Here is a 25,162-nt window from a genome sequence, read left to right on the forward strand (position 1 = left end):
CTCAACCACCGGCCTGTAGGTCGAGGGTGCTGCCCTTGTCCTGCTGGTAGGGCGCCGACTGCCACTGCACGAAGTCGAGCACCTTGCTCTGGTCCTCGGTGACGAACTTCCACGGCCCGACGTAGACGTTGTCGTGCCAGCGGTTGTGCTGCTGCTCGGTGATGGCGTCGGCCACCCCTTCGCCGTGGTACGGCGACCAGTCCGGGTAGGTACCGTAGTTGGACAGCACCGCCATGCGGTCGCACATCTCCGTGCACTTGACGACGGACTCGTCGAGCACGAAGCGGTTGTCGTGGATGTCCACCCACTGGGTCTTCCACCGGCAGTCCGAGTAGAGCGGCGCCTTGGCGATCGCCGGTCGCACACAGGTGCTGGTCTTCTTCACCAGCAGCGTGCAGTCGCCGGACGAGGTGTTGGCCGGGCTGTTGCAGAACCGGTCGGCGTTCTCCCAGAGGGTGATCCCGGACCAGTTGTTCTCCAGTACGTTCCCGTAGATCTCGATCTTGTGGGTGCGGGCCTTGACCCGCGGTTCGCCGCCGGACTCGGACAGATAGATCGTCGCGTACGGGAAGTTGTCGCCGCCGTCGGCCGCCTTGCGGCCCTCGACCCAGTTGTTGCGCCGGATCGTGTTGTTGCGGATGACCGCGTTGTAGCTCGTCTCGTAGATCAGTGCGGCACCGTCGTTGGCCTCGATCACGTTGTTCTCGATGAGGAAGTCGTTGTTGTTGGTGTCCGCCCACAGTCCGGTGCCGCGGTTGTCGTGCACCCAATTGCCGCTGATGTCGGCGCCGTTGACCTCCCAGAACTTGATGCCTCCGGTGCAGCCGCAGCCGTTCTTCTTCCGCTCCCAGTCACCGGTGTTGTTGCCGACGATCTCGTTGCCCTGGACCACCAGACCGGTGAGGGGGCCGTTGCCCTTGTAGGCGTTCATGCCGTACTGGCCGTTGTCGCGCAGGCAGTCGGCGCGGACCTGCTGGCGGGCACCGGCCATCAGTCCGGCGCCGGAGTTGTCCTTGATCGTCGAGTGTTCGACGACCCACCCGTCGGCGGAGTCGTGGTTGACCACGCCCTCGTCCTGGGGCGCGACGAATCCCTGCACGGTGAGATAGCTGATGGTGACGTCGGCGGCGTTGCCGGTGAAGGCGTACTGGTTGACCTTCCGGCCGTCGAACACCGCGCCGGGCGCGCCGATGTAGTGGTCCCCCTTCTTGGGGATGACCTGGGCGTAGCGGTCCCGTTCGAGCCTGTGGGTGCCCGGCTTGAGCCAGAACGTGGTGTTCGGGGGGCTCTTCTTGGTCTTGGCCGCCAGGTCGCCGACCACCTTGGGGTCCACGGTGACCGCGCCCGCGGGCGCCTTCGCCGGTCCGGCGGCGGGGTTGGCGCACACCCTGGCCACGGACCGGGCGGCGGACGTGGCCGTGGACGGCGCGGCGTCCGGCTTCGTCGCGGCCGGGGCGCTCGACGTGTTGTCGCAGCCGGTGACCGTCAGGAGGAGCAGCACCAGCGGTGCAACCGCCGGCGCCCAGTGCCGTCTCATGTTGCCCACGCGCCCCCCTGGCCGCGGAACCCGAGCACGGTGGTGAATCCGTCCGTGCCGTCGCAGGAGCCGGTGCCGATCAGTGTGGTGGTGGGTTCCTTGCGCCCGAATCCGGCGGAGTACCAGCCCAGCGGCGGTTCGCTCTCGCCGCGGTGCGCCCGCCAGGACAGCTGCTGCGGCAGGTCGAGCACCGCGGACCGCCCCTCGCCGTCCCGGATCCAGGTGAGCACCGCGCGGTGCCCCACCAGGTCCGCGGCGACCGCGGGGCCGAGGTGGAACGCCAGTCGTACGTCCCGGCGCGGGCCGGTCACCTCGTCGACGATCCTCAACTCCTGGCTCGCGGACGTGAGTTCCACCCGGCGGCGGTGCACCGAGCCCTGGTAGCCGTCGTGCTCGGCGGCCCAACGGGCCACCCCCGCGCCAGAGTTGTCCACGTCCAGCACGCGGGTCCTGGCATGCCGGGTCCACAGGAACGGGCCGCCGGAGACGGACTGGTCACCGCCGTCCAGTTCCAGGGTGTTGTGCCCGAGGGTCGACCGGAAGTACTGCCGCCACTCGGGCTGCCCGTGGTAGCAGTACGTCCCCGGGTCTGCGAGCACGTCGATCCCGTCGTGCCGGACCTCCACGGACAGCGCGTCCGCGTGGGCGTGCGCGGCGATGGACAGGAAGCCGTGCGGACCGCCGTCGCAGCGGCACCAGATCTCCTCCGGACCGCGCAGGACGGTGAGCCCCGCGTCGGCGAAGCGGTCGGGCCTGGTGGCCGGGCGGGCGGCCGCGTCCTTCGTGTACGGCCTGATGAGCGCGGCCAGCAGCGGGGTGCGCACGTCGGTGCCGGTGACCGTCGGCCACCAGTCGAGGCGGCCGAACACGGCGTCGCCGGTGGCGAGGAGCGAGCCCCAGCGGTCGGTGCCCTCACCGTCCACGATCAGGCCGAAGCCGTCGTCCGCGTCCCCCTGGCGGGGCGGACGCAGCCGGTTGTCCACTACGGCGGCCAGCGCGTCGGTCATCCGGAGCAGCACCGGCCGGAGCGACTCGGGGACCGGCACGTCGGCGGCGTCGGCCTCGGCCAGCGCGGCCAGGCCGAGTTCCAGCACGAGGCCGTGGTACTCGGTGGCCAGTTCGCGGTTGAGGCCGGAGTCGAAGGTGTTGGCGCGCAGCTGGCGTTCCAGCGAGCGCAGCGCGTCGGAGCGCCAACGCGCCGACGAGGGGAACCAGTTGAACGCGCAGGCCGCGGCGAACTGTCCGGCGGTCTCGGCGATGACGTGGTTGTTCGCCGAGGAGCCCCGGCTGGGGAAGGCGGCCAGCCAGCGCTGGTGGTGCCAGATCTGGTTCAGCGCGACCGGGTTGTCCTCGAACAGGTCGGCCGCGCCCGGCCAGCCGTCGAGCAGCCGGCGGATCCACACCCACGACAGCAGCCGGATGCCCAGCTCGATGCCGCTGATCCAGTGCACGCCTCGCAGCGGCGGGTTGGCCGCCCACCAGGACCGCAGATGCGCGGCGACGCGCTCGGCGTACCGCTCGTCCCCGGTGACCGCGTGGGCGGCGGCGAGCACGGTGAGGTACTGGTGCCGGGACGGCTCCCAGATCTGCTTGATGTCCCCGGCCACGTTCTCGTCGCGGTACGGCACGTCGAAGGCGTAGCCGGACGGGGCCCGACGCCCGGTCTTCGGGTCGTGGAACCAGTCCGGGTCGACGAGGTCGTCGCGGTCCACGCCGAAGAACTCGGCGTGCCCGGCCATCAGTCGGTCCGCCTCGGCGACGAGCCGCTTCACGGCGTCCGGCGGCACCTCGGCGACCGTGCCCGCGGGCAGGACGGCGGTGAAGCGGGCGCCGGTGACGGTCGGGCAGTCCGGCTGCGCCGACCGCCAGCGCCGTCTGCGCACGGTGTCGCCCGCCCGGCCCGCGATCTCGCGCGGGCCCATCCGGGACAGTCGGCGCAGGTACCAGCCCGCGCTCATGGTCATGGCGTCCTCGCCAAGGTCACCGGGGCGCCGCCGGCCAGGCCGGTTCCCACAGCGAGGGTGGCCGCCGTGGTGGCGACCAGCGACTCCAGCGGCACCGGCATCGGCCCGCCGGTCCGAACGGCCTTGATGAACGCGGCGAGTTCGGCGTTCTGCCCCTTGTCCCGGGCCTTGGGCAGCCGCGAACTGACCCACTTCCTGGGGCCGTGGACCGAGGCACGGACGAAGTCGTCGAGCCGCAGCACCTTGCCGTCCCCGACCAGGTCCAGGGTCTCCTTGGGGAAGCCGGAGGCGCCGGTGGTGACGTAGCTGATGGTGGCGGTGGAGCCGTCCGGGTAGCGCAGGACGACCTGGAGGTCCTCGTTGCCGGGCGCGGCCGTCGCGTACACGGAGACCGGGTCGGCGTCGAGGAGCCAACTCGCCGTGTCGATGAAGTGGCCGCCCTCACCGGCGAACCGCGAGCCCTCGGCGCCCTGTTGGAGGTACCAGCTGCCGTGCTGCAGCTTGCCCGCGTTGACCAGGTAGCGCAGGCTCGCCGGACCGGTCCGGGCGCCGAACCGCTCCTTGGCCTCCGTCAGCAGCGGGGCGAAGCGGCGGTTGAAGCCCACCTGGAGCCGGTCGTTGCCGGACTCCTCCACCGTCGCGAGCACTCCGGCCAGCTCGTCCTCGGTGAGGGCCAGGGGCTTCTCCACGAACACGGTCTTGCCGGCCAGCAGCGCCTGTCGGGTCAGTTCGGCGTGCGAGCTGTGCCGGGTGACCACGAACACGGCGTCCACGGACTTGTCGCCGAGGACGGCGTCGAGGTCGGTGGTCGCCTTGGCGAAGCCGAACTTCCGCTGCGCGTTGGCCCCGGAGAGCGCCGTCGTGGTGACGACGGTCGCCAGCTCGACGCCCTCGCGCCGGGCCAGGTGCGGCAGCAGCATCGACGTCGCGTAGTTGCCCGCGCCGACGAACGCGAGGCGCACAGGAGTCTTCGCGGACCGGGCCGGGGTGGACGTCGTCTCGCTGCGGCGGACCGTGGGCACGGCCACCGACGGGGCCTCCGTCTCCCCCGCTTCCTCCGTCTGCTCGGGGTAGCGGAACAGCACGGCGACGGCCTTCAACTCGCCGTCCTTCAGGCGCTGGTAGGTCTCCACCGCGTCGTCGAAGTCGGCGATGTGGGAGACCAAGGGCTCGACGTCGACGCGACCCCGGGCGACGAGGTCGAGGAAGCAGGCCAGGTTGCGGCGCTCGGTCCAGCGGACGTAGCCGATCGGGTAGTCGCGGCCTTCCAGCTCGTACGACGGGTCGTAGCGCCCGGGGCCGTAGGAGCGCGAGAAGCGGACGTCGAGTTCCTTCTCGTAGTACGCGTTCCAGGGCAGGTCGAGGCGGCACTTGCCGATGTCGACGACCCGGCCGCGGTCCCGTGCGAGCCGGGCGGCCAGTTCGACGGGCTGGTTGCTGCCGCCGCCGGCAGCCAGGAAGACCTGGTCCACGCCGTGGCCGTCGGTGAGTTCGGCGACGGCCGCTTCCACGGCGGCGGAGGCGGGGTCGCCGCAGGCGGCGGCGCCGAGGCGCTCGGCGAGTTCGCAGCGGCTGGGGTCGGGGTCGGCACCGACCACGCGGACGCCCGCTGCGGTGAGGAGCTGCACCACCAGTTGCCCGATCAGGCCGAGGCCGATGACCAGGGCGACCTCGCCGAGCTGCGGCTCGCCCTGGCGGACGCCCTGCATCGCGATCGAGCCGACGGTGCCGAAGGCCGCGTGCTGCGGGGCGAGGCCTTCGGGGACCGGGGCGTAGAGGTTCTTCGGGACCCAGTTCAACTCGGCGTGCAGCGCGTGCTCGTTGCCGGCGCAGGCCACCAGGTCGCCGACCTTCACGTCGTCGATCCCGGCGCCGACCTGCTCGACCACCCCGCACAGCGAGTAGCCCAGCGGGGTGTAGGAGTCCAGCTTGCCCATCACCTTGCGGTAGGTGGCCGGCAGTCCGTTGGTGGCCACGCTCTGCATGACCTTGGCCACCTGGTCCGGGCGGGAGCGGGCCTTGCCCAGCATCGACATGCCGGCCTCGGAAACCTTCATGAGCTCGGTGCCGGTGGATATCAGCGAGTAGGCGCTGCGCACCAACACCCCGCCCGGCTTGCACCCCGGTACCGAAACGTCGAGCACCGCCAGCTCGCCGCTCTTGTAGTTCTGTACAACCTGCTTCACCAGAACTCCTGTTTTCTAAGCCGTCGTCCGAGCGCTCTGGGCGGAGCCAGAGGTCGCGTCGCGATACCAGTACTCAAGGGTCAGTACGTGCCACAGATGCTTGGAGTAGTCCGCCTGTCCGGCGGCGTCCTCGGCGACCATCCGGGCCAGCGCGTCGCGGCGCAGCAGCCCGGACCGGACGAGCTCGCCGTCGTTGACCACCTCGCGCACCAGCGGTGCCAGGTCCCGGCTCATCCAGGCCCGCAGCGGGGCGCTGAACAGACCCTTGGGCCGGTACACGATCTCCTTGGGCAGGATCGAGGTGGCCGCCTCCTTGAGGACGGCCTTGCCCTGCCGGCCGACGATCTTGCGACTGCCGGGTATGGCGAACGCCGCCTTGACGACCTCGATGTCGACGTACGGCGTCCGGACCTCGGTGGAGGCGGCCATGCTCGACCGGTCCGTGTAGGTGAGGTTCAGGCCCGGCAGGAACATGCGGGAGTCGGTCAGGCACATGCGGTTGACGAAGTCGTCGAGGTCGTTGTCCTGGTAGACGTCCGTGTGCTCGGTGATCACGTCGTCGACCGTCCCGGCGAGGTCCGGGTCGATCAACGCGAGCAGCTCGTCCTGGTCGTACATGGTGTAGCTGCGCCGGAACGCGGTCTCCTCCGGCAGATCGGCGAAGGACAGGAACCGCTTCGCGAAGCGCACCGACCGGTAGCCGCGGGTGGCCGAGGCGACCGGCAGCCGGTCCACGACCCCGGACACCCCGCGCCGCAGGGGTCGGGGGACGCGCTGGTAGCGCAGCGCGAGCAGGTTGGCGAAGTGCTTGCGGTACCCGGCGAACAGCTCGTCGGCGCCCATGCCCGAGAGCATCACCTTGACCCCGGCCTCCCGGGCTGCCATGCAGATCAGGTAGGTGTTGATCGCGGCGGGGTCGCCGATCGGCTCGTCCAGGCTGTACGTCATCTGCGGGAGCAGGTCGAGCACGTTCGGGGCGATCTCGATCTCGTGCAGGTCGACGCCGAACTGCTGGGCGACCTGCCGGGCGTAGCGCAGGTCGTCGGGCATCGCCTCGAACTTGGCGTCCTCGGCGCGGAATCCGATCGTGTAGGCGGAGATCCCTGGCTGGTGGCGGGCCGCCAGCGCGGTGAGATAGCTGGAGTCGAGGCCGCCGGAGAGGAAGGTCGCCACCGGCACGTCGGAGATCAGGTGGCGGCGCGTCGACTCCTCGACGATGGCGGCGAGGTCCGGCCGCTCACCGGCCAGGGCGCGGTCCCGGCCATCGGCGGCGACGTCCCTCAGGTTCCAGAAACTGCCGCGCTCCACCCGGCCGTCGGGCCGGCAGCGCAGCCAGCTGCCCGGCGGCAGCTTCTCCGCCTCACGGAACGCGCAGCGCGAGTCCGGCACCCAGTAGTAGAGGAGGGAGGCCACCAGTGCCGCCTGGTCCACCTCCAGCGACTTGCCGGTCGCGGCGGCGAGCGCCTTGAGCTCGGAGGCGAACATCAGGCCCTCGCCGCGCCGCAGCAGGAACAGCGGCTTGATGCCGAGCTGGTCGCGGACGAGCACCAGGTCGCCGGTGCGCTCGTCGAAGATGCCGAACGCGAACATGCCGCGCAGCCGGGGCAGGCAGTCGGTGCCCCAGCGCCGCCAGGCCTCCAGGACCACCTCGGTGTCGGAGGTGCCGCGGAAGCGGACCCCGGTGGCCTCCAACTCGGCGCGGAGTTCGGGTGCGTTGTACAGCTCGCCGTTGTACGTCAGGGCGAGGCCGTCCGAGACCATCGGCTGGGCGCCGGTCTCGGACAGGTCGACGATGGCCAGCCTGCGGTGTCCGAGCTGCACCTCGCCGTCGCCCAGGGGGTGGCCGTAGCGGCCCGAGCCATCGGGGCCGCGGTGGGCGAGGGTGTCGGTGAGCCGGTCGGTGACGGCCTTTCCGTCCGGCCATCGGTATGTGCCCGCGATGCCGCACACGTCTACCGCACCTCCTGGTCGTTGTCCGGGACCCGTGCGGCCCGTATCGGCTGCCGTTCGGTGAGCCGTCGGCCCGGCGCGTTCTGCCAGGTCGGCCGCTCGGTCCGGCCGCGCAGCGCGTTGGCCAGCCCGTCCCACAGCGTGCCGTCGGTCCGGTCGCGCGGGTCGGGGTCGATCAGCACGACACCGATCACCGGGATGCGCTGGTCCGCGAGCTGCCGTGCCACGGTGTGCAGCCAGGCGGCGCTGCCGTGCCCGGCGCGGACGACGAGCACGGTCCGGGTGCCGAGGTACTGCAGGTCGGTCCACGCCGTGCCTGGTGCCACCGAGCCGACGCCGATCCGCTGGTCCTGCGGGGACACGGTGGCGGCCTTCTCGCCGCCGACCACGGTGGGGTCTCCCGGTTTCGGGCGGCGGCCCGAGAGCTGGGTGCCGGGGAGGCCGTCGACGACGGTCACCGGACCGTCCTCTCCCAGGGCCCGGGCGAGACCGAGGGCGATCCCGGCCGTGCTGCGCGCGCAGCCGAGTTCCAGCAGCGACAGCGGTTCCGCCGCACCGCGCGCGGTGCGGGCCAGCGTGGTGGTGAGCCGTTCGCGTGCCACCCGGGTCCGCCGTCGCTGCCACAACCGGCCGGAGCGGCGCGGCAGTTCGGCGATGACCGAGGCTCCGAGGTTCGCCGCGACGTCCCGGCGCAGCACGGGCCGGTCCGCGACCACCACGCCGACCGCGGCGAGCGCGAGCCCGAGGAAGAGCCCGAGGACGAGTCCGACCACGCCGTCGGTGACGAGGGCCTTGGGCAGGGAGTGCGCCACCGCGCGCGGGGCGTCCACGATCTGCGTGCCGGCCACGAGCTGGGGCGCGCCGACCCGGGCCTCCTCGGCACGCTGGCCGAAGTCGGAGATCTGTGAGGTGAGTTCGGCCCGCCGGGCGAAGAGCGACTCCAGGTTCGCCGCGTCCTTGGGGTCGGTGTCGGGCGACCGGCCGCCGATGGACTTGTTGACGTCGGCGAGCTCCGCCTCCATGCGGTCGCGCTGGTCGAGCAGCCCTTGGGCGTTGGCGTTGGCGATGTCGTTGATGCGCTTGGCGTGGTCGGCGACGAACGCCTCGGCCAGTGCCTTGGCCCGGGCCACCGCTTCGGCGTCGGTCTTGCCGGTCACGTCGATCTCAAGGACGTTGTTGGTCAGTCCGGTGCCCCGGTAGTCCTTCATGAAGTCCTCCGGTTTTTCCGGGGACTTGAGGATCTTCAGGGCCGCACCGGCGATCCGCGAGGTCGCCAGCAGCTGGGCGTCCGTGCGGATCAGCGTGCCGGTGTCGTTCGGCTGGTCCTCCTGGTGCGCGACCAGCACCTTGGTCACGGCGGCCGGGGCCGGCGGCATGAGGACCGCCACGGCCGCGCCGGCCAGCAGTCCGAGGAGTGCCATGGCGCCCCACAGGCGGCGGCGTCTGCGCACCGCGACCACCAGCGCCTGGAGGTCGAGGAGCGGGGTGGCGGCCGACGACTCCGAAGTCGTGCTCGTCGTCACGCTGAATCTCCTGTCGCGTGGCCGTGTACCGCGAACGTCAAAGTGGCGTCGTCGGAAAGCCGGTCGGCTGATTTCTCCGTGGGCCGGGTGCGGACCGTGCCGGCGACGACGACGCCGACGAGCTCGTGGCCGCCGTCCGCACACGCCTCGGCGATGCCGGCGAGATCGGCGGCGGTCCAGCTCCCCGCGCTCAGGACGGCGAGGGCACCGGACTCGGTGTCGCGGTCCGGCACGATCGGCCGGTCCACCGAGACCTCCACGACCCGCAGCCTGGGGTCATTTGTGGCCTCGGCGACGAGCTGTCCGGCGGCCAGCAGGGCGACCTCGTCGCCTTCCGGTACGACGACCAGCAGCCGCCGGGGGGCGGGCAGTTGGTCCCGGAGGCGGGTGCACACCCGCCGGTAGCGGATCCGCCGCTCGGCCTCGTCGCCTGACCGCTGCGGGGCCGGTACGTCCCACCGGACGTCGGTGCCGAGAAGGCGGCGGAGCCGGGCCCGTGCACCATGGCTCTCGGGCCGGTGCCCGTGCCGTTCGCCGGGTACGTCGACGGTGCCGAGGAACGGCGAGCCGAGCGCCGCGGCGATCTCCGGTTCGGTGCGCAGCCTGCGGCTGACCCGGGCGGCGGCGAGATGGCCGACGACGGCGAGCACGAAGAACAGCAGCGCCCCGCCGCCGACGAGCTGCGTCCGCGTCGGGGCCGCCGCGCCGGTCGGCCGGGGGGCCGGCCCCATGACGACCATGCTGGCCTTGGCGGACGCCGGGTTGGCCTCCTCCAGCTTCTTCATGGCGTCCTGCAGCCCGGTGCGCAGCCCCTCCAGCTCGGTGCGGGCCTGCACGCCCTCCACGGTCTGTCCCGGGTCCGCCGACTCGGCCAGGTCGGTGATACGGCGGTTGGTCTCGGCGACCTGCTTGCGCAGCGCCTCGGTCGCCGTGTCCGCCGCGGGGTCGGTGCTGCCGCCCGCGATACGGGTGGCGAAGGTGACGAACTGCTGGGCCAGCTGGTCGGAGAGCCGCTGCGCGCGCTCCGGGGTGTCGGCCGTACCGGACACCTTGATGATGTTCCCGTCGTCCGCCTTGGCGCTCACGTCTTTCTGCAGCTCGGTGCCGTTGACGCCCCACTTCAGCGCGTCGGCCGCGCGGTCGACCACCGCCGAACTGGTGGCGATGTCCACCTGGGTCAGCAGTTCGCGCTCTTCCCACTGGCCCGGCAGCAGCACCGATGCCTCTGCCGTGTAGCGCGGCGGAAGCAGCAGCACCGAGGTGCCGTAGCCGAAGAGCGCGCCCGCTACGGCGAGGACGGCCAGGAGCCGCCACCGCCGCCGGAGAATCCGTCCGATCGTGACCAGGCGGATCGTGTCGTCATTCAATGGTGCGGCCTCTTCCCCGTACGGAGCGGCCCACCCGCGGACACCGGGGCTTGGCCCCGGCAGGCGGCGGTGTAGGCGGCGAGCAGTGACGCTTGCGAGTTCTCCCAGGACAGCGGTCCACTGATCCGCTCCTGGCCGGTCCTGCCCATCCGGGCCCGCTTCTCCGGGTCGTCGAGGAGCAGCGCGACGAGCTTGGCGAACTGGGCCTCGTCGTTGGCGGGCGCGTAGACGGCGGCGTCACCGGCGGAGACGCGCGCCTCCCGGAGGTCGAACGAGACGATCGGGCGCCCCATCGCCATGTACTCCAGGACCTTGTTCATGGTCGACACGTCGTTGAGCGGATTGTGCGGGTCGGGGGAAAGGCACACGTCGGCGGTGCACAGGTAGCGCACCAGGTCGGCGTCCGGGATGCGTCCGGTGAACTGCACCTGGTCGGTCAGACCGAGTTTCCGGGACAGTTCGACCATCGCGTCGAAGGCGTCGCCGGCGCCGACGAAGACCGCGTGCCAGTCGGTCCGGCCGACCTCGTCGCGCAGTTTCGCCAGGGCCCGCAGGGCGTAGTCGACGCCGTCCTGGGGGCCCATGACGCCGAGGTAGCACAGCAGATGGGGCTTGCCGCGCTTCAACTCCGGCTCCGGCGGCACCGGTTGGAACCGGTCGGTGGCGGGCGCGCTGCGCACCACGAAGACGTCCTCGGGCCGCTTGCCACCACGGCTCAGCGCGACGTCCTTGTAGCTCTCGTTGGTGGCGAGCACGATGTCCGCGGCCCGGTAGGTCCGCCGTTCCAGCGCGCACACGGCGCGGTAGAGCAGGTCCTCGCCGCGGTCGAACCGCGAGAGGTACAGCTCGGGCACCAGGTCGTGCTGGTCGAAGACGAAGCGCGCGCCGCGCCGCTTCATCCACAGGGCGGGCAGGAACAGCAGGTCGGGCGGGTTGCAGGCGTGCACCACGTCGACCGGGCCGACCTTGCGGGCCAGCCGGAGCGTGTGCCACAGCGCCGATCCGTACTCCCGCAGATAGCCGGCCGGTCCTCCGGTGGCGGCGCGCAACGGGTAGCGGTGGATCCGCACCCCGTCGATCACCGCCTCCGCCTCCGTGTCCCGCTTCTCCCCCCGGGGGCAGATGACGTGCACTTCCCAGCCCGCGTCGCGCAGCGTGGTGCACTCCTGCCACACCCGCCGGTCGAAGGGGACCGACAGGTTCTCCACCAGGATCAGCGCGCGACGCTTCGTGCCGTCGCCACTGGTCTCGTTACCAAGCAAGGCCTGTGTACCCCGGTTCGGTCCGGCGCGCGTCGGCGTCGGGAAGGCGGATGAGGTCGATGATCGCCGGGTCGCCCGTGTGGGGCAGCGCCGACAGGACGGTCGCGTCCTTGGTGCCCACCAGGCACACCTCGGCGTGCTCCAGCACCTCGTCGACGGAGTCGGCGAGCAGCTGCGCGAGGTGCGGCAGCCGGCTCTCGATGTACTCGCGGTTCGCGCCGAGCAGACGGGAGAGGCTCACGTTGGCGTCGTAGATCTTGAGGTCGTAGCCCTTGCCGAAGAGCCGCTCCGCGAGTTCCACGAGCGGGCTCTCGCGGAGGTCGTCGGTGCCGGGTTTGAAGGAGAGTCCGAACATTCCCACCTTGCGCTTGCCGCTGCGCTCGACCAGGTCCACGGCGCGCTGGAGGTGGTCGGAGTTGGAGGCGAGCACGTGGGACAGGATGGGCACCGAGACGTCGGCCCGCTGCGCCGCGAAGACCAGGCTGCGCAGGTCCTTGGGGAGGCAGGAGCCGCCGAAGGCGAAGCCGGGGCGCAGGTAGGCGGGGCTGATGTTCAGCTTGCGGTCGGCGAGGAACACGTCCATCACCTGGTGCGAGTCCACACCGAGGGCCTGGCACACGGCGCCCAGTTCGTTCGCGAAGCCGATCTTGAGGCCGTGGAAGGCGTTGTCGGCGTACTTGATGGCCTCGGCGGTCGGGATCGGCACCCGGAACACCTCGCCGGGCAGGCCGTCGTAGAGCGCCGCGACCGCGTCGCCGCTGGCCGGGTCGAGTTCGCCGATGACGGTCTTCGGCGGGTCGAAGAAGTCCTTGACGCTGGTGCCCTCGCGCAGGAACTCCGGGTTGACCGCGACCCCGATGTCCACGCCGGCGGTGCCGCCGACGTGCTTCTCCAGGATCGGCACCAGCAGGTTGAGGCAGGTGCCCGGGAGCATGGTGCTGCGGAACACGACGGTCTGCCGGCCGCCCCGCTCGGCGAGCGCGGCGCCGATCTCCTCGGTGACCCGCTCCAAGTAGGTGGTGCACAGGCTGCCGTTGGGCTCCGACGGGGTGCCCACGCAGATCAGCGACACCTCGCTGTCCGCGATCGCCTCGCGGACGTCGCGGGTGGCGCGGAGCGCTCCGGTCCGTACGACCTCGGCGATGAGTTCGCCGATACGTTCCTCCACCACGGGCGCCTTGCCGTCGTTGACCAGGTCGACCTTCACCTGGTTGACGTCCACCCCGATGACCTCGTGGCCCATGCTGGCCAGGCACGCGGCCGACACACAGCCCACGTAGCCGAGCCCGAAGACGCTGACTCTCATGACCGGTCTCTCCCCCCAGGCAGGCCCCTGCGGCCTGCGGTCCGCGCGCCGGTCGGACGACCCCCGCGCATCAGTAGGCCCCCTGCCCGTGGATCACGGCACGCAAGGTCTTCCACAAGATCACTGTGTCGAGGGCGAGCGACCAGTCCTCGACGTACCTCAGGTCGAGGCGGACGGCCTCCTCCCACGGCAGGTCGCTGCGTCCGCTGATCTGCCACAGGCCGGTGAGCCCGGGTTTGACCAGCAGCCGTCTTCGAATGTCCGGGTCGTACGCGGCGGACTCCTCCGGCAGCGGGGGCCGGGGGCCGACGAGCGACATGGATCCGGTGAGCACGTTGAAGAGCTGCGGGAGTTCGTCGATCGAGTACCGGCGCAGCACCGTGCCGACCCGGGTCACCCGGGGATCCCGGCGGAGCTTGAACAGCAGACCCGCGCCCTCGTTGCGGTCGGCCAGCTCCGCGCGTGCCCGGTGGGCGTCGGCGACCATGCTGCGGAACTTGAGCATGGTGAACTCGTGGCCGTCCTTGCCGACCCGGCGCTGGCGGTAGAACACCCCGCCCCGGCTGTCCATCAGCACGAACAGGGCGACGAGGATCATCAGCGGCGCGAACACGATCAGCAGGATCGCGGCGCCCAGCCGGTCGACGACCCCCTTGATCGCCCGGCGCCCTCCGGTGAAGGTGGGCATGCTGACCCGCAGCAGCGGTATCCCGAGCACCGCGTCGACGTGCAGCCGCGGTCCGGCCACCTCCATCAGCACGGGGGCGACGATCATCTCGGCGTCACTGCCTTCGAGGTTCCAGGCCAGCCGCTGCAGCCGGTCCGGTGACCAGTGCGGGTCCGGGGTGACCGCGACGACCCGGTAGCCGTCGTGGCGGACGTGCTTGGCGACGTCCTCCAGCAGCCCTATGACCGGCACTCCGTCCAAGTGGTCGCCGTCCAGGCCGCCTTGATCACCGTCGAGCCCGCGGCCGTCCGTGGTGCACACGGCCTCCACGCGCCAGCCGAGGTGCGGGAACTTGCGGGTCCGGTTGATCAGATCGCGCACGGTCGCCGGGCTCCCGGCGGCGAGCACCGGTCTCAGGCAGCGTCCTTCGTTGCGCTGTTTGTGCAGCCGGAGACGGAGCACATACCGCTCCGTCATGGTGACGATCGCGATCGCCGGGATCGCGACGAAGATCCAGAGCTTGATGTTGGTCGAGGTCAGAGCGATCCCGCCGAGCGCCAGGACGACGGTCGCCGTGAACAGTGAGCGTCCCAACCGGCGGAATTCCTCGGCGCCCTGCCCGAGTACGGCCGGGGACCAAGCGCGGCTCACCGCCAGCGCGCCCAGCACCAGCACCTGGGTGCCGAAGGCGAGAATGCCCCACTTCTCATGCCAGTTGGCCGCGTCCCGGGCCCCGAAGAAGTCACCGATCGACGCCACCACACACGCGGTGGCCACGGTGTCGCTGATGATCACGGTACGTCTGTACCGCTGTTCCCATTCGATCGCCGGCTGGCCGATCGCCCCGTTCGCCAGACGCCCTCGCGTCGACGGAAAAGGGCCGACTATTCCCCCCTGCCGCACAGAACCCCCCAAGGTCCACAGTGGTTTGACGTGGTCGCCGCGCACTGTCCGTCCCCAGCGGAAGGCCCCCGCCTCCCGCTCTACAGCTCCCCCACGGAAGCTCACACTCCGCTGTTCCCCCTAGGGAAGTCAGCGCCCCCGGCGCGCGACGTCCCGGCCATGTCAGATCTTCGCGAACAACCCACCCTGGCAACACCGGACCCACGGGTCCTGCCAGTCTCTTGAAGCGCACGGGAACCCGTCGCAACTTCGGATGTCCTCCACGCCCCAAGCCCCCCTCGGGCCAACAGAACTGATCACCCCCAAGTCCGGCGCGAGCGGCACAACTGCTGGCCATCCATATCGCCGAACCCATAGATCATCCTTTGTCGCCCGGTGTCACACCGTGCGAAGCAAGGTCAATCTAGACCATGTGTGCCCGCCTGGAGAGAGGTCTGTGTGGAATTTGTGCACAACATTTGACGCCGAGTCGATAGATCTGTGACTGCCCGCAGGTGCGCCGGGGACGGAAAACGCGCCATGCGCCCAGTGACGGCGGGAGTTCTCCGGATCGTTGGCACTGGCAACCCAGGTGCCCTGACACTGATCGACATTGATCGACTCCGCCAGGAAAGGGGAGTTGATCGCTCCGGGTACGGCTGCGGCGGTTGGCGCGAACCCGTCGGCCCGACCGTCGCGGACGCAGCCGACGATTGGCGGGAAAGCGACGGTCGCAGAGGAGTCGGAGGGCATGAGGGGCGGTGACGCTCCGGGCCGCCGGGATCGTGGTGGTCCCAGGCTCGCCGGATCACCTGTCGCGCTGGTACCGCTCGATGAGTGCCTCCGCCACGACCAGGTCCTGCCAGGACATTCCCACGCTCTTGAAGACCGCGGTGCGCTCCGGGGAAAGCGTTCGCGTGCCCCGGACGACGTCCGCCATCGGAATCAGCTCGTCGGCGTCGAGGTGGCCCTCGCGGATCGCCAGCACGACGTCCCCGGCCTCGCGCAACGCCGTGCGTACGTCCTCGACGACCACGTGCGCGCGGGCCATCAACGGGCCGTCCAGCTCACGCGCTTCGGGCTCATGGGACCCGACCGCGATCACGACCGTACCGTCCGTCAGCTGCGCGGAGTCGAACAGAGGGGTACGGGCGCCGGTGGCGCAGACCACGACCTGTGCCCGCCCGAGCCGCGACGCGACGTCCGGTGAGTCCGCGGCGACGACGGTGGCGTGGGCCGGCAGCTGCTCTCGGGCCCGGTCGGGGTGGCGTACCACGTAGGTGACGTCGGCCAGTTCGACCGAGTCGACGGCCCGGACCGCCTCCACGTGACCGACCGCCTGGGGACCGGCGCCGAAGACCACCAGCTCGATCGGCCCGGTGAACCGGGTGAGCAGCGGAGCGGTCGCCGCGACGGAGACGGCCGGTGTCCGGAGGTTCGTCACCGCGATCCCGTCCATGATCGCCCGCAGTTCGAGCGTCTCCGCGCCGAACAGCAGGTAGGCGCCCTGGATTCGGGGCAGCCCGCGGCCGGGATTCCCCTCGGCGAGCGTCACCGTTTTCAGGCCTACGGCGGATGTCCCCTCCGACGGCATGAGCAGCAACTGGCCGCCGGCCACTTCGAGTACGGACCGTTGCAGGTCTTTGCTGGGCTCCAGTCCCGCCCGGAGCGCGCGGGTGAGGGCCGCTGCCGCCTGCTCCCGGGTGAGTGCCCGCCCGACGTCGTCGGCGGAGAGGATCGGAAGGTGCTTGAGGGATGTCATCGCAGCACGAATCCTGACGCGAGGGGATCTCCGGGATCAACGGTGAACCGGCTCGAACCGCAGCGGTAGGCCATGCCGGTCACGCTCGGTACGACGGCCGCGGTTCCGTCGTCCGCCGTGGTCTCGGCCACGACCGCGCAGACGAAACGCGAACCCACGGCTGAGCGAACTGCCCGTCTCCATGGTCTATCCGGGACACGGCGCACCCTTCGGCCGCGGACGCCTGCTCGAACTGATCCATGGTTACGTCGACTCCCGCACCCGCCACGGACCGATCTGACGGAGCCTCACTCAGGGCCGGGGAGGGCATGGCGCCGTGCCCTGGTCGCCTGGTTCAGCCGCCGTTGCACGTGGCATCCGGTCTCATGCCATACGTGAGGTCCGGCGGGAGAACCGGTGTGCCGGGCCGGGCCGCCGTTCGGGGCCGCGGCACGAGCCGATGCCTTCGTCCTCGCAACCGGCCCACATCGATGGATCGTACGGCGTGCGGGGAATGAAGACGATCTGCGGCTGCGCGGGATCCGGAGCCGGCTCCTCGGCCGCCGCGCTCCGCCGCAGCAGGTCGAGATCCGCTCGCAGGTGGTCGGCGTCCACTCGGACCCTGCCGATGTCCAGGCCGCTCCCGAGGGGGATCCGGAGTCGATCAACCACTCGGACCAGGTCGTCGAGGGCGTGCCGAGCGCGCACCAACTCGTCGTGAACCGGCATCGATCACTCACCTCCGGACGTGTTCGTGACGGAACGTTCCACGGTCCGCCGCGGCGCGCTTGAGCGTCGTCGTTCCAGACTGGCCCTGCTGTCCGGCCTCCGCCCAGGGGCCGTCCGGCCCTCACGCGGAGGCCGGACGGCAGGGCCGGAACACCGTCGGGAACAGGTCCGTTCGGAGTGCAGCGGGGTTGCAGCGTCGGCGGTTCCAGCATGCCGGTATCGGACGTGAAAGGAGCCGAGGACCATGCCCGCATCAGCGACCCTGCGCAGTCTGCTCGGCCTGGCCGACCGGCCGGCCGCGCTGAAGGACTCCGTACTGATCATGATCGACTGTCAGAACACCTACCGCCGGGGGGTCATGAGGCTGGAGGGCGTCGAGGACGCGCTGGCCGAAGCGGCCCGAATGCTGTCCCGGGCGCGCGCGGCCGGCATCCCGGTCGTCCACGTCAGGCACGACGCGGGCGAGGGGTCGCCCTACGATCTCGGTGCCGACGTCGGCCGGATCAGCGCCGAGGTGGCGCCCGCCCCGGGTGAGCCCGTCGTCACGAAGGACCACCCCAGCTCCTTCTTCGGGACCGACCTGGACGAACGGCTGCGGCGGACAGGCCGCCAGGACCTCGTCCTCGTCGGCTTCATGACGCACATGTGCGTCAACTCCACCGCACGTGACGCCTTCAACCTCGGCTACCGGCCGACCGTCGTGGCCGCCGCGACCGCCACCCGCGAACTCGCGGGAGCGGACGGCACACCGGTGACCGCCGCGGAGCTGCAGGAAGCCTCGCTCGCGGGTATGGCCGACCTCTTCGCCGTTGTGGTCGGCAAGGCCGACGAGATCCCGGACTGAGAAGCCCGCGCCACCGGGTGTCGCAGCGCCGGACCGGTGTCGGGCGTTGCGGTCCCCTGAGGGGGGCACAGGCGTGAGCCGCTTTCGCCTGCCTGTGTACCGGCCACCCGGCCCTCGGACGGGACGTTCGGTACCTGGCCGGGCGAGCCGGGCGAGGCGCTCGATGGAGGCATGACGAACGTGCGTGACATGCCCCAGGCAGCCCCGGCATCAGAGGCGGGCGGCGGGCGGAACCGCTGGATCGCTCTCGTGGTGCTGTGTGTGTCGCTGCTGATCGTGACCTTGGACAACACCGTCCTGAACGTCGCCCTGCCCACGCTGGTGAAGCAACTCGGCGCGACGACAACCCAGTTGCAGTGGATCGTCGACGCGTACGCGCTGGTGTTCGCCGGACTGATGCTGGTGGCGGGCAGCGGCGCCGACCGCTTCGGGCGCAGGCGGGTCTTCACGGCCGGGCTCGCGGCGTTCGGGGCCGCCTCGGCGTGGGCCGCCTACTCCGGCTCGGTGGGGATGCTGATCGCAGCGCGCGCCGGGATGGGGGTGGGCGCGGCGATGATGATGCCGGCCACCCTGTCGATCATCACGGACGTGTTCCGCGATCCCGGCGAGCGCCGGCGAGCCATCGGCATGTGGGCCGCCACCAGCGGGCTCGGCATCGCCATCGGTCCGGTGGCGGGCGGGCTGCTGCTGGAGCACTTCTGGTGGGGATCGGTCTTCTGGGTCAACATCCCCTTCGCGCTGGCCGGTCTGGTGTGCGCACGGCTGCTGGTGCCGGAGTCCCGCAACCCCGCCGCGCTGCGGCCCGATCCGGCCGGGTCGGTGCTGTCGATCGCCGGTCTGGGGCTGCTGCTGTGGGCGATCATCGAGGCGCCGGTACGCGGCTGGTCGTCGGGGATCGTGCTCGGCGCGGGCGGGACCGGGGTGGTCGTGCTGGTGTGCTTCGCGCTGTGGGAGCGTGCCACGTCCCATCCCATGCTGAACCTCGGATTCTTCGCCGACCGGCGCTTCTCGTTCGCCACCTCCTCCGTGGCCCTGGCGATGTTCGGGCTGTTCGGGGCGCTGTTCGTGCTCACGCAGTACCTGCAGTTCGGCCTCGGCTACTCCGCCCTGGCCACAGGCGTCCGTATCCTCCCCGTCGCCGGCCTGCTGGCGGTGGTGGCACCGCTGTCGCCCGTGCTGGTGCGTGCGGTGGGCACCAAGGTGGTCGTCGGAACGGGGCTGCTGGTCGTTGCGGGCGGGCTGTGGCAACTGTCCCGCGCGGACGCATCCGCCACGTACGGGGACGTACTCGCCGGCATGCTGCTGCTCGGTCTGGGCGCGGGGCTGGTGGTTCCGGCCTCGCTCGACTCGCTGATGGGCACGCTGCCGCCGGGCGACACCGGAGTGGGGTCAGCCTCGAACGGCGTCTCCGTGCAGTTGGGCGGCGCGCTCGGAGTCGCCGTGATCGGCAGTCTGCTGACGACCCGTTACCAGGACCGCATGGGGCCGCCGTTGGCGCCGTACCACCTCCCGCAGGCCCTGTCCGACAGCGTGCTCGGCTCGCTCGGCGGGGCGCTGGAACTCGCCCAGCGGGTGGGTGGCACGTCCGGCCGGCTGCTCGCGGCACTGGCCCGCTCGGCGTTCGTCAGCGGCATGGGCCTGGGCCTGACCGTGGGTGCCGCGGTCGCCACGGGCGGAGCCGTACTGGCATTCGCGGCGCTGCCGTCCCGGCCGTCCGCCGGGAATCCGGCACCGGCGAATCCACCGAAACCGGAGAAGAGCTGACCGCGCGGTTCCTGTCCTCGGAGGAGACACAGCGCCCGCCCGGTCTCGCGGTCTGCCGGAGGAGTTCGGAAGCCGGAGGGGTTCAAGGACGCGAGGGCGAGCCCCACACCTCGGCGGTGTGCGGTCGGAGCGTCGAATGCGTCGGGACTCAAGGGCGACGAGCACGTCGATCCCGCCGTACAGCTCGATGAGCTGCCGCCGACCGTCACGGCGGTGGTGGACGGCGAAAGGCGGGCCGGCCTTCGGCCCTGGCATCGTGGCCCTCCGTGGCGTGGAACGCATGAGTTCTCGCGCGACGTCGCTCCGGGCGGCGGCGCGCACCCGCGCCGGTGCGCGGCGCATCCGAGGCACCACGCACCGGGGGTTGTTCACAGAGTCCGGCACTCACTCGGCGCGGCGGACCTCGATGCGGGTGACCGGGGGCTTCTCCCCGGCGGCGAGGGGCACGGTGACGGTGAGAATGCCGTCCTTGTACTCAGCCGTGACCTCGTTCTCCTTGGCACCTCGCGGCAGACGCACGGAACGGGCGAAGGTGCCGTAGCGGAACTCGGTGTGGTGCCGTTCCCCGGTCTCCTCGCCGCGCTCCGCCTTCAGCGTGAGCACGCCCTGCGTGATGCCGATCCGGATGTCCTTGTCCACATCCAGGCCGGGAAGCTCCGCGCGCAGGCAGTACGCCTCGTCGGTGAGCCGCTCCTCCACACGGATGCCGTGTGCTCCGGCCCCACCCCGCCTGGCGGGGAGGCCCGAGTCCAGCCAGTCGAACAGGTCGGTCAGCGTCGGCCGACGCCGTTCAAGCATGCCAGGCATGTCAACTCCCTTCCTGTGCATGCCTCTTGACCCCATACCGGCACCTGGACCGGAGGGGCGGGGCATGCGGATCTTCGCCTCACTTCTGGCATATCGGCAGCGGCCGGTGTCCCGCGAGGGCCGATCGGCCCTGTACCGGGTCCGCGAGGCACTGGCGCGGGCGGGCAGAGCACACGGTGACGGCCCGGCCCCGGGAGACCCCGACCGTCGTCGCGTCCCGACCGTCGTCGCGTCCCGGCCGTCACCGGCAGGAGCCGTGGTGCACGCCTCAGTGCGTGGCCGCCCCGCCGAGGTCGGTGACCGGCTTTCCCCCGGTGCGTTCGACATGGCGCAGGTGCGCGTCGGGACCCGGAAACACGAGGGTCACCTCGTGCGTGTCCGACCAGCGCACCTCGTAGGGGGGCGTTCCGTCCTCATGGTGGAGTCCGACTATCTCGCCGTCGCGCTTGCCGACTCCGGTGGTCGGGCTTTCGACGACGAGTACGTCACCGAGCTGGGCTTTCATGATCGTCACCCGCTTCCTCGATCCGCTCCTGTGTCCAACGTGGCACGCGTGGACCGCGGCCGCTTGGGCTCAGGAACCCTGGTCAGGGGGACCGGACGGCCCTGTTTCAGGGCCGGACGGCCCTGAAACAGGTCCTGGACGGCTCTCCGGCGGACGGCCTGCCACTGACACGCTCGACATGAGACTGCGTCCGTTGTCACACCACGAAGGGAGGACGACATGCAGCACCGTACTGTTTCCGACCTGATGACCCGGAACGTCGTCCGTGCCAGGCGCGACACACCGTTCAGGGAGATCGTCGAACTGCTGGCCGAGAACGGCATCACCGCGGTACCCGTGGTGGACGAGATGGACCACCCCGTGGGGGTGGTGTCCGAGGCGGACCTGCTGCGCAAGTGCTCCGCCCAGAATGACCCGTCCAGCCGAACGCCGCTGCCGCACCTGGAGGCGTGGGAGCGGGCCAAGGCCGAGGGCGCCACGGCCGAGGAGCTGATGTCCGCACCGGCCGTCTGCGCCGGTCCGGAGTGGACCGTGGTCGAGGCGGCCCGGCTGATGGCACTGCGGAACGTCAAGCGTCTGCCCGTGGTGGACGACGCGGACCGGCTCAAGGGCATCGTCAGCCGCAGTGACCTGCTGCGGATCTTCCTGCGCCGGGACGACGCCATCCGCGACGAGATCGTCCAGGACGTACTGCAGCGGACGCTGCGCCTCGCGCCCGCGGACGTGACGGTCCGGGTGCGCGCCGGGAAGGTGACCCTCGAAGGTACCGTCGAGGCGAACAGCCTGATCCCCGTCGTCGAACGGCTCTGCCGCAACGTCGACGGCGTGGTCTCGGTCACGGCACACATCGGCTACCGGTTCGACGCCTCACGTACGGCTCCTGCCGGGAAGTGAGCCGCGCCGGAGCTGCAGCTGCCAAAGGCGCCCCTGTCGCTCACCCGGGCCGGACGTCCGCGAAGCCGCGGTCACGGGGCCGAAGGTCCCCGATGACGGGTCCAGAGCGAGTCGCCGCCAGGTTCTGAGGCGCTCATCATGGAGGGAGACACCTGGCTCCGGGTGCACATCCGCGGAGGTGGGCCGACGCTCCGCCGAACGCGAAGGCGGCCCGCGGCGCATCACGCCGAGATCGAAGACCGGCCTCCGCCCGGAGAGATTAGGGAGGAAGCCATGAAGATCGCAGTGCTGACCGGCGGCGGTGACTGCCCGGGTCTCAACGCCGTGATCCGCAGCGTCGTCCGCAAGGGCGTCCAGCAGTACGGCTTCGAATGCATCGGCCTGCGCGACGGCTGGCTCGGCGCGCTCAAGGGCAAGGTGACGCCGCTGGGCATCGCCGAAGTACGCGGGATCCTGCCACGCGGCGGAACCATCCTCGGTTCCTCCCGCACCAACCCCCTCAAGCACGAGAACGGAGTGCAGCGGATCCGGGACACCCTGGCCGCGCACCAGGTCGACGCCCTCGTCGTGATCGGCGGCGAGGACACCCTCGGCGCGGCCACGGAGCTGAGCCGGCAGGGGATCAAGCTCGTCGGCGTGCCCAAGACCATCGACAACGACGTGGCCGGCACCGACTACACCTTCGGCTTCGACACGGCCGTCGGCATCGCCACCGAGGCCATCGACCGCCTCCACACCACCGCCGAGTCGCACATGCGGACCCTGGTCGTGGAGGTGATGGGCCGCCACTCCGGGTGGATCGCCCTGCACGCCGGCGTCGCCGGCGGCGCCAACGTGATCCTCCTCCCGGAGCGGCCGTTCGACATCGACCAGGTCTGCGCGTGGGTGAAGGACCGGTTCAGGATCAACTACGCGCCGATCGTGGTGGCCGCCGAGGGAGCCGTCCCGATCGAAGGCCAGATGATCGTCAAGGACCGGTCGCTGGACGAGTACGGCCACGTCCGGTTGTCCGGCATCGGCGAGTGGCTGGCCCAGGAGATCGAGAAGCGCACGGGCACCGAGGCCCGGACCACGGTTCTCGGCCATGTCCAGCGCGGCGGCACCCCGAGCGCCTTCGACCGCTGGCTCGCCACACGCTTCGGGCTGCACGCCGTCGACGCGGTCAGGGACGGCGACTTCGGCACCATGGTCGCCCTCCGCGGCACCGACATCGTCCGTGTCCCCCTCGACGAGACACGGGGCAGGACCAAGGTGGTGGATCCGGCGCTGTACGACGAGTTCGAGGTGTTCTTCGGCTGAAACCAGGGCCGTTGGACTCTCTTCAGGGGCCCTACCGGCTCTGCCGCACCATCACGCCGCGGCGCACGGTGGGCAGTGAGCCGAGAGACGGCCGTACGAACCTCCTGGGGGTACGACGATGACCGACATCCAGGCCCTTCTGGGCGACGAGGCCAAAGACCTGCTGACCCACACCGCGCACGGGATTCCCGGGGACGACCTGGTGCTTCCGGGAGGTGACTTCGTCGACCGGGTCGTGGCCGCGACCGACCGCTCGCCCCGGGTGCTGCGCAACCTGCAGTCCCTCTTCGACCACGGCCGGCTGGCCGGCACCGGCTATGTGTCGATCCTGCCGGTCGACCAGGGCATCGAGCACTCCGCGGCCTCCGCGTTCGCCGCCAACCCCCGCTACCTCGACCCGAAGAACATCGTCGAACTCGCCCTCGACGGCGGCTGCAACGCGGTCGCCAGCACACTCGGCGTGCTCGGCGCGGTGTCGCGGCGCTACGCGCACCGGATCCCGTTCATCGTGAAGCTCAACCACAACGAACTGCTGACCTACCCGAACCACTACGACCAGATCATGTTCGGCGACGTCCAGCAGTGCTTCGACCTCGGCGCGATCGGCGTCGGCGCCACGGTCTACTTCGGCTCCGAGCAGTCGGACCGCCAACTGCGGGAGACCAGCGAGGTCTTCGCCCGCGCCCACGAGCTGGGCATGTTCACCGTGCTGTGGTGCTACCTGCGCAACCCGGCCTTCAAGAAGGACGGCACGGACTACGCGGTCTCGGCCGATCTCACCGGCCAGGCCAACCACCTCGGCGTGACCATCGAGGCCGACATCGTCAAGCAGAAGCAGGCCGAGAACAACGGCGGCTACCGCGCGCTCGGCTTCGGCAAGACCGACGACCGCGTGTACGGCGCGCTCACCACCGACCACCCGATCGATCTCACCCGCTGGCAGGTGGCCAACTGCTACATGGGCCGCGTGGGCCTCATCAACAGTGGCGGCGCCTCGTCCGGCCAGGACGACCTCGCCCAGGCCGTCCGCACCGCGGTCATCAACAAGCGGGCCGGCGGCACCGGACTCATCACCGGCCGCAAGGCCTTCCAGCGCCCCGCCGCCGAAGGCATCGAACTCCTCCACGCCGTCCAGGACGTCTACCTCGACGACAGCATCACGATCGCCTGATGTCCGGCCCCCGCCCGGGGTGCGCCTCACACGGGTGTCACCTCACCGGCGGGGTTCGGCTCGGAGACGGTTCCCGTGTGCCGCGGCCGTTGCCCGGTCTGTTCCTGGGAGGGCGGTTCACGGGTGAAGACGTCCTGCCCCACGGCCGTGGCCTCCCAGGTGTTGGCCGCGGTCGCGGAGGCCGTGAGCAGCCAGGTGGCGCAGATCCGCTCCGGTCCGTCGTCGTAGTACTGACCGCTCCAGCTGGTCACCGACCCGGCGTCGGTCCGCCCGTTGCGCCAGACCACCGTCCAGCCGAGCGGGGTCCCGTGCTCCGGTTCGGCAGCCGCCTCGCACCTGCCGACCAGCGGGTACGTCCCGACAGCGTGTCCGGCGGCCGAGACGTAGGTGCCCGTGATGCAGCCGCTCCGGTCTGCCGTGACCCGCATGTGCGAGCCGATCTCGTTGTACCAGTCACCGCTGATGCCCATCGTTCGGCCCTCCCTGGCGCCGGCCCCTGCCGTCCGCCCTCCCCTCCACTACACGCGCGTCACGGCTTGACCACCAGGGCCGAACAGACCGTCCGACGACCCGTTGTCCTCCTGCCCCGAGGCCGAGTCACGTGCTCGCGCATCAGCTCCCGGAGTATGCGGGAACCGCCAACGACCAGGAAGGCACACCTGATCCCGATCCGGAATGCTGCCCCGTGAGCCGCCACCGGCGACGGCTCCGGCGACGGCTCCGGCGACGGCTCCGGCGACGGCTCCGGCGACGGCTCCGGCGAC

At 70.9% G+C, this 25,162-nt stretch carries 20 protein-coding genes; 5 read left to right on the forward strand and 15 right to left on the reverse strand.

Annotated elements, in window-relative coordinates:
• Position 1: 1 nt before the first annotated feature.
• From ACWDEW_RS16010 to ACWDEW_RS16065, 12 genes are all read right to left on the reverse strand, one after another.
• A complete protein-coding gene (locus tag ACWDEW_RS16010) occupies positions 2-1,537 on the reverse strand; it encodes a right-handed parallel beta-helix repeat-containing protein (protein WP_450513390.1) in 1,536 nt (511 codons plus the stop codon).
• On the reverse strand, positions 1,534-3,501 hold the full coding sequence (locus tag ACWDEW_RS16015; RefSeq protein ID WP_450513269.1) for an alginate lyase family protein: 1,968 nt from the start codon (positions 3,499-3,501) through the stop codon (positions 1,534-1,536). Before ACWDEW_RS16015 ends, ACWDEW_RS16010 begins: the two co-directional genes overlap by 4 nt.
• Positions 3,498-5,687, reverse strand: a complete 2,190-nt coding sequence (locus ACWDEW_RS16020; protein ID WP_450513271.1) for a bi-domain-containing oxidoreductase — start codon at positions 5,685-5,687, stop codon at positions 3,498-3,500. The genes ACWDEW_RS16015 and ACWDEW_RS16020 overlap by 4 nt, the downstream gene beginning before the upstream one ends.
• 15 nt (positions 5,688-5,702) lie before the next feature.
• Complete coding sequence (gene asnB / locus ACWDEW_RS16025; RefSeq protein ID WP_450513273.1) at positions 5,703-7,637, reverse strand: asparagine synthase (glutamine-hydrolyzing); 1,935 nt, start codon at positions 7,635-7,637, stop codon at positions 5,703-5,705.
• A 2-nt stretch (positions 7,638-7,639) separates the two neighbouring features.
• Positions 7,640-9,160: a Wzz/FepE/Etk N-terminal domain-containing protein gene (locus ACWDEW_RS16030; RefSeq protein WP_450513274.1), complete on the reverse strand. Its 1,521-nt coding sequence runs from the start codon at positions 9,158-9,160 to the stop codon at positions 7,640-7,642.
• Positions 9,157-10,527, reverse strand: coding sequence for a Wzz/FepE/Etk N-terminal domain-containing protein (locus tag ACWDEW_RS16035; protein ID WP_450513276.1), 1,371 nt, complete (start codon positions 10,525-10,527; stop codon positions 9,157-9,159). The genes ACWDEW_RS16030 and ACWDEW_RS16035 overlap by 4 nt, the downstream gene beginning before the upstream one ends.
• Complete coding sequence (locus tag ACWDEW_RS16040; RefSeq protein ID WP_450513278.1) at positions 10,524-11,789, reverse strand: glycosyltransferase family 4 protein; 1,266 nt, start codon at positions 11,787-11,789, stop codon at positions 10,524-10,526. Before ACWDEW_RS16040 ends, ACWDEW_RS16035 begins: the two co-directional genes overlap by 4 nt.
• Positions 11,779-13,095, reverse strand: a complete 1,317-nt coding sequence (locus ACWDEW_RS16045) for a nucleotide sugar dehydrogenase (protein ID WP_450513280.1) — start codon at positions 13,093-13,095, stop codon at positions 11,779-11,781. Before ACWDEW_RS16045 ends, ACWDEW_RS16040 begins: the two co-directional genes overlap by 11 nt.
• Before the next feature lie 70 nt (positions 13,096-13,165).
• Complete coding sequence (locus tag ACWDEW_RS16050) at positions 13,166-14,665, reverse strand: sugar transferase (RefSeq protein ID WP_450513282.1); 1,500 nt, start codon at positions 14,663-14,665, stop codon at positions 13,166-13,168.
• A gap of 787 nt (positions 14,666-15,452) precedes the next feature.
• The gene (locus ACWDEW_RS16055) at positions 15,453-16,406 is read right to left on the reverse strand and encodes an ornithine cyclodeaminase family protein (protein WP_450513284.1); all 954 of its coding nucleotides are present in this window, start codon (positions 16,404-16,406) and stop codon (positions 15,453-15,455) included.
• A complete protein-coding gene (locus ACWDEW_RS16060; RefSeq protein ID WP_450513286.1) occupies positions 16,403-16,612 on the reverse strand; it encodes a proline racemase family protein in 210 nt (69 codons plus the stop codon). The genes ACWDEW_RS16055 and ACWDEW_RS16060 overlap by 4 nt, the downstream gene beginning before the upstream one ends.
• Positions 16,613-16,769: 157 nt before the next feature.
• Positions 16,770-17,114, reverse strand: coding sequence for a hypothetical protein (locus ACWDEW_RS16065; RefSeq protein WP_450513288.1), 345 nt, complete (start codon positions 17,112-17,114; stop codon positions 16,770-16,772).
• Positions 17,115-17,358: 244 nt separating this feature from the next.
• On the opposite strand from ACWDEW_RS16065, the gene ACWDEW_RS16070 reads away from it, so the two are divergent.
• A complete protein-coding gene (locus tag ACWDEW_RS16070) occupies positions 17,359-17,958 on the forward strand; it encodes a cysteine hydrolase family protein (protein ID WP_450513289.1) in 600 nt (199 codons plus the stop codon).
• Between the two features lie 171 nt (positions 17,959-18,129).
• Positions 18,130-19,722, forward strand: coding sequence for an MFS transporter (locus ACWDEW_RS16075; protein WP_450513291.1), 1,593 nt, complete (start codon positions 18,130-18,132; stop codon positions 19,720-19,722).
• A 384-nt stretch (positions 19,723-20,106) separates the two neighbouring features.
• On the opposite strand, the gene ACWDEW_RS16080 is transcribed toward ACWDEW_RS16075, so the two are convergent.
• Complete coding sequence (locus ACWDEW_RS16080; protein ID WP_450513293.1) at positions 20,107-20,529, reverse strand: Hsp20/alpha crystallin family protein; 423 nt, start codon at positions 20,527-20,529, stop codon at positions 20,107-20,109.
• 268 nt (positions 20,530-20,797) lie between these two features.
• Entirely contained in the window at positions 20,798-21,034 is a 237-nt protein-coding gene (locus tag ACWDEW_RS16085; protein ID WP_450513294.1) for a DUF1918 domain-containing protein, read from the reverse strand.
• Between the two features lie 219 nt (positions 21,035-21,253).
• Between ACWDEW_RS16085 and ACWDEW_RS16090 the strand changes: the two genes are divergently transcribed.
• From ACWDEW_RS16090 to ACWDEW_RS16100, 3 genes are all read left to right on the forward strand, one after another.
• A complete protein-coding gene (locus ACWDEW_RS16090; protein WP_450513296.1) occupies positions 21,254-21,928 on the forward strand; it encodes a CBS domain-containing protein in 675 nt (224 codons plus the stop codon).
• Between the two features lie 273 nt (positions 21,929-22,201).
• A complete protein-coding gene (locus tag ACWDEW_RS16095; protein WP_450513298.1) occupies positions 22,202-23,227 on the forward strand; it encodes a 6-phosphofructokinase in 1,026 nt (341 codons plus the stop codon).
• Between the two features lie 118 nt (positions 23,228-23,345).
• Positions 23,346-24,398, forward strand: a complete 1,053-nt coding sequence (locus ACWDEW_RS16100; RefSeq protein ID WP_450513300.1) for a class I fructose-bisphosphate aldolase — start codon at positions 23,346-23,348, stop codon at positions 24,396-24,398.
• A 26-nt stretch (positions 24,399-24,424) separates the two neighbouring features.
• On the opposite strand, the gene ACWDEW_RS16105 is transcribed toward ACWDEW_RS16100, so the two are convergent.
• On the reverse strand, positions 24,425-24,868 hold the full coding sequence (locus tag ACWDEW_RS16105) for an avidin/streptavidin family protein (protein ID WP_450513302.1): 444 nt from the start codon (positions 24,866-24,868) through the stop codon (positions 24,425-24,427).
• Between the last annotated feature and the right edge of the window lie 294 nt (positions 24,869-25,162).

Source organism: Streptomyces sp. NPDC001100 (genome assembly GCF_053598575.1).

What these genes read in the sequence shown, in the direction of transcription:
- ACWDEW_RS16065 (WP_450513288.1), bottom strand. Translation starts at nt 17,114, where the DNA reads ATGCCGGTTCACGACGAGTTGGTGCGCGCTCGGCACGCCCTCGACGAC.
- ACWDEW_RS16095 (WP_450513298.1), top strand. Translation starts at nt 22,202, where the DNA reads ATGAAGATCGCAGTGCTGACCGGCGGCGGTGACTGCCCGGGTCTCAAC.
- ACWDEW_RS16090 (WP_450513296.1), top strand. Translation starts at nt 21,254, where the DNA reads ATGCAGCACCGTACTGTTTCCGACCTGATGACCCGGAACGTCGTCCGT.
- ACWDEW_RS16010 (WP_450513390.1), bottom strand. Translation starts at nt 1,537, where the DNA reads ATGAGACGGCACTGGGCGCCGGCGGTTGCACCGCTGGTGCTGCTCCTC.
- ACWDEW_RS16075 (WP_450513291.1), top strand. Translation starts at nt 18,130, where the DNA reads ATGACGAACGTGCGTGACATGCCCCAGGCAGCCCCGGCATCAGAGGCG.
- ACWDEW_RS16055 (WP_450513284.1), bottom strand. Translation starts at nt 16,406, where the DNA reads ATGACATCCCTCAAGCACCTTCCGATCCTCTCCGCCGACGACGTCGGG.
- ACWDEW_RS16085 (WP_450513294.1), bottom strand. Translation starts at nt 21,034, where the DNA reads ATGAAAGCCCAGCTCGGTGACGTACTCGTCGTCGAAAGCCCGACCACC.
- ACWDEW_RS16100 (WP_450513300.1), top strand. Translation starts at nt 23,346, where the DNA reads ATGACCGACATCCAGGCCCTTCTGGGCGACGAGGCCAAAGACCTGCTG.
- ACWDEW_RS16105 (WP_450513302.1), bottom strand. Translation starts at nt 24,868, where the DNA reads ATGGGCATCAGCGGTGACTGGTACAACGAGATCGGCTCGCACATGCGG.
- ACWDEW_RS16080 (WP_450513293.1), bottom strand. Translation starts at nt 20,529, where the DNA reads ATGCCTGGCATGCTTGAACGGCGTCGGCCGACGCTGACCGACCTGTTC.
- ACWDEW_RS16070 (WP_450513289.1), top strand. Translation starts at nt 17,359, where the DNA reads ATGCCCGCATCAGCGACCCTGCGCAGTCTGCTCGGCCTGGCCGACCGG.
- ACWDEW_RS16015 (WP_450513269.1), bottom strand. Translation starts at nt 3,501, where the DNA reads ATGACCATGAGCGCGGGCTGGTACCTGCGCCGACTGTCCCGGATGGGC.
- ACWDEW_RS16045 (WP_450513280.1), bottom strand. Translation starts at nt 13,095, where the DNA reads ATGAGAGTCAGCGTCTTCGGGCTCGGCTACGTGGGCTGTGTGTCGGCC.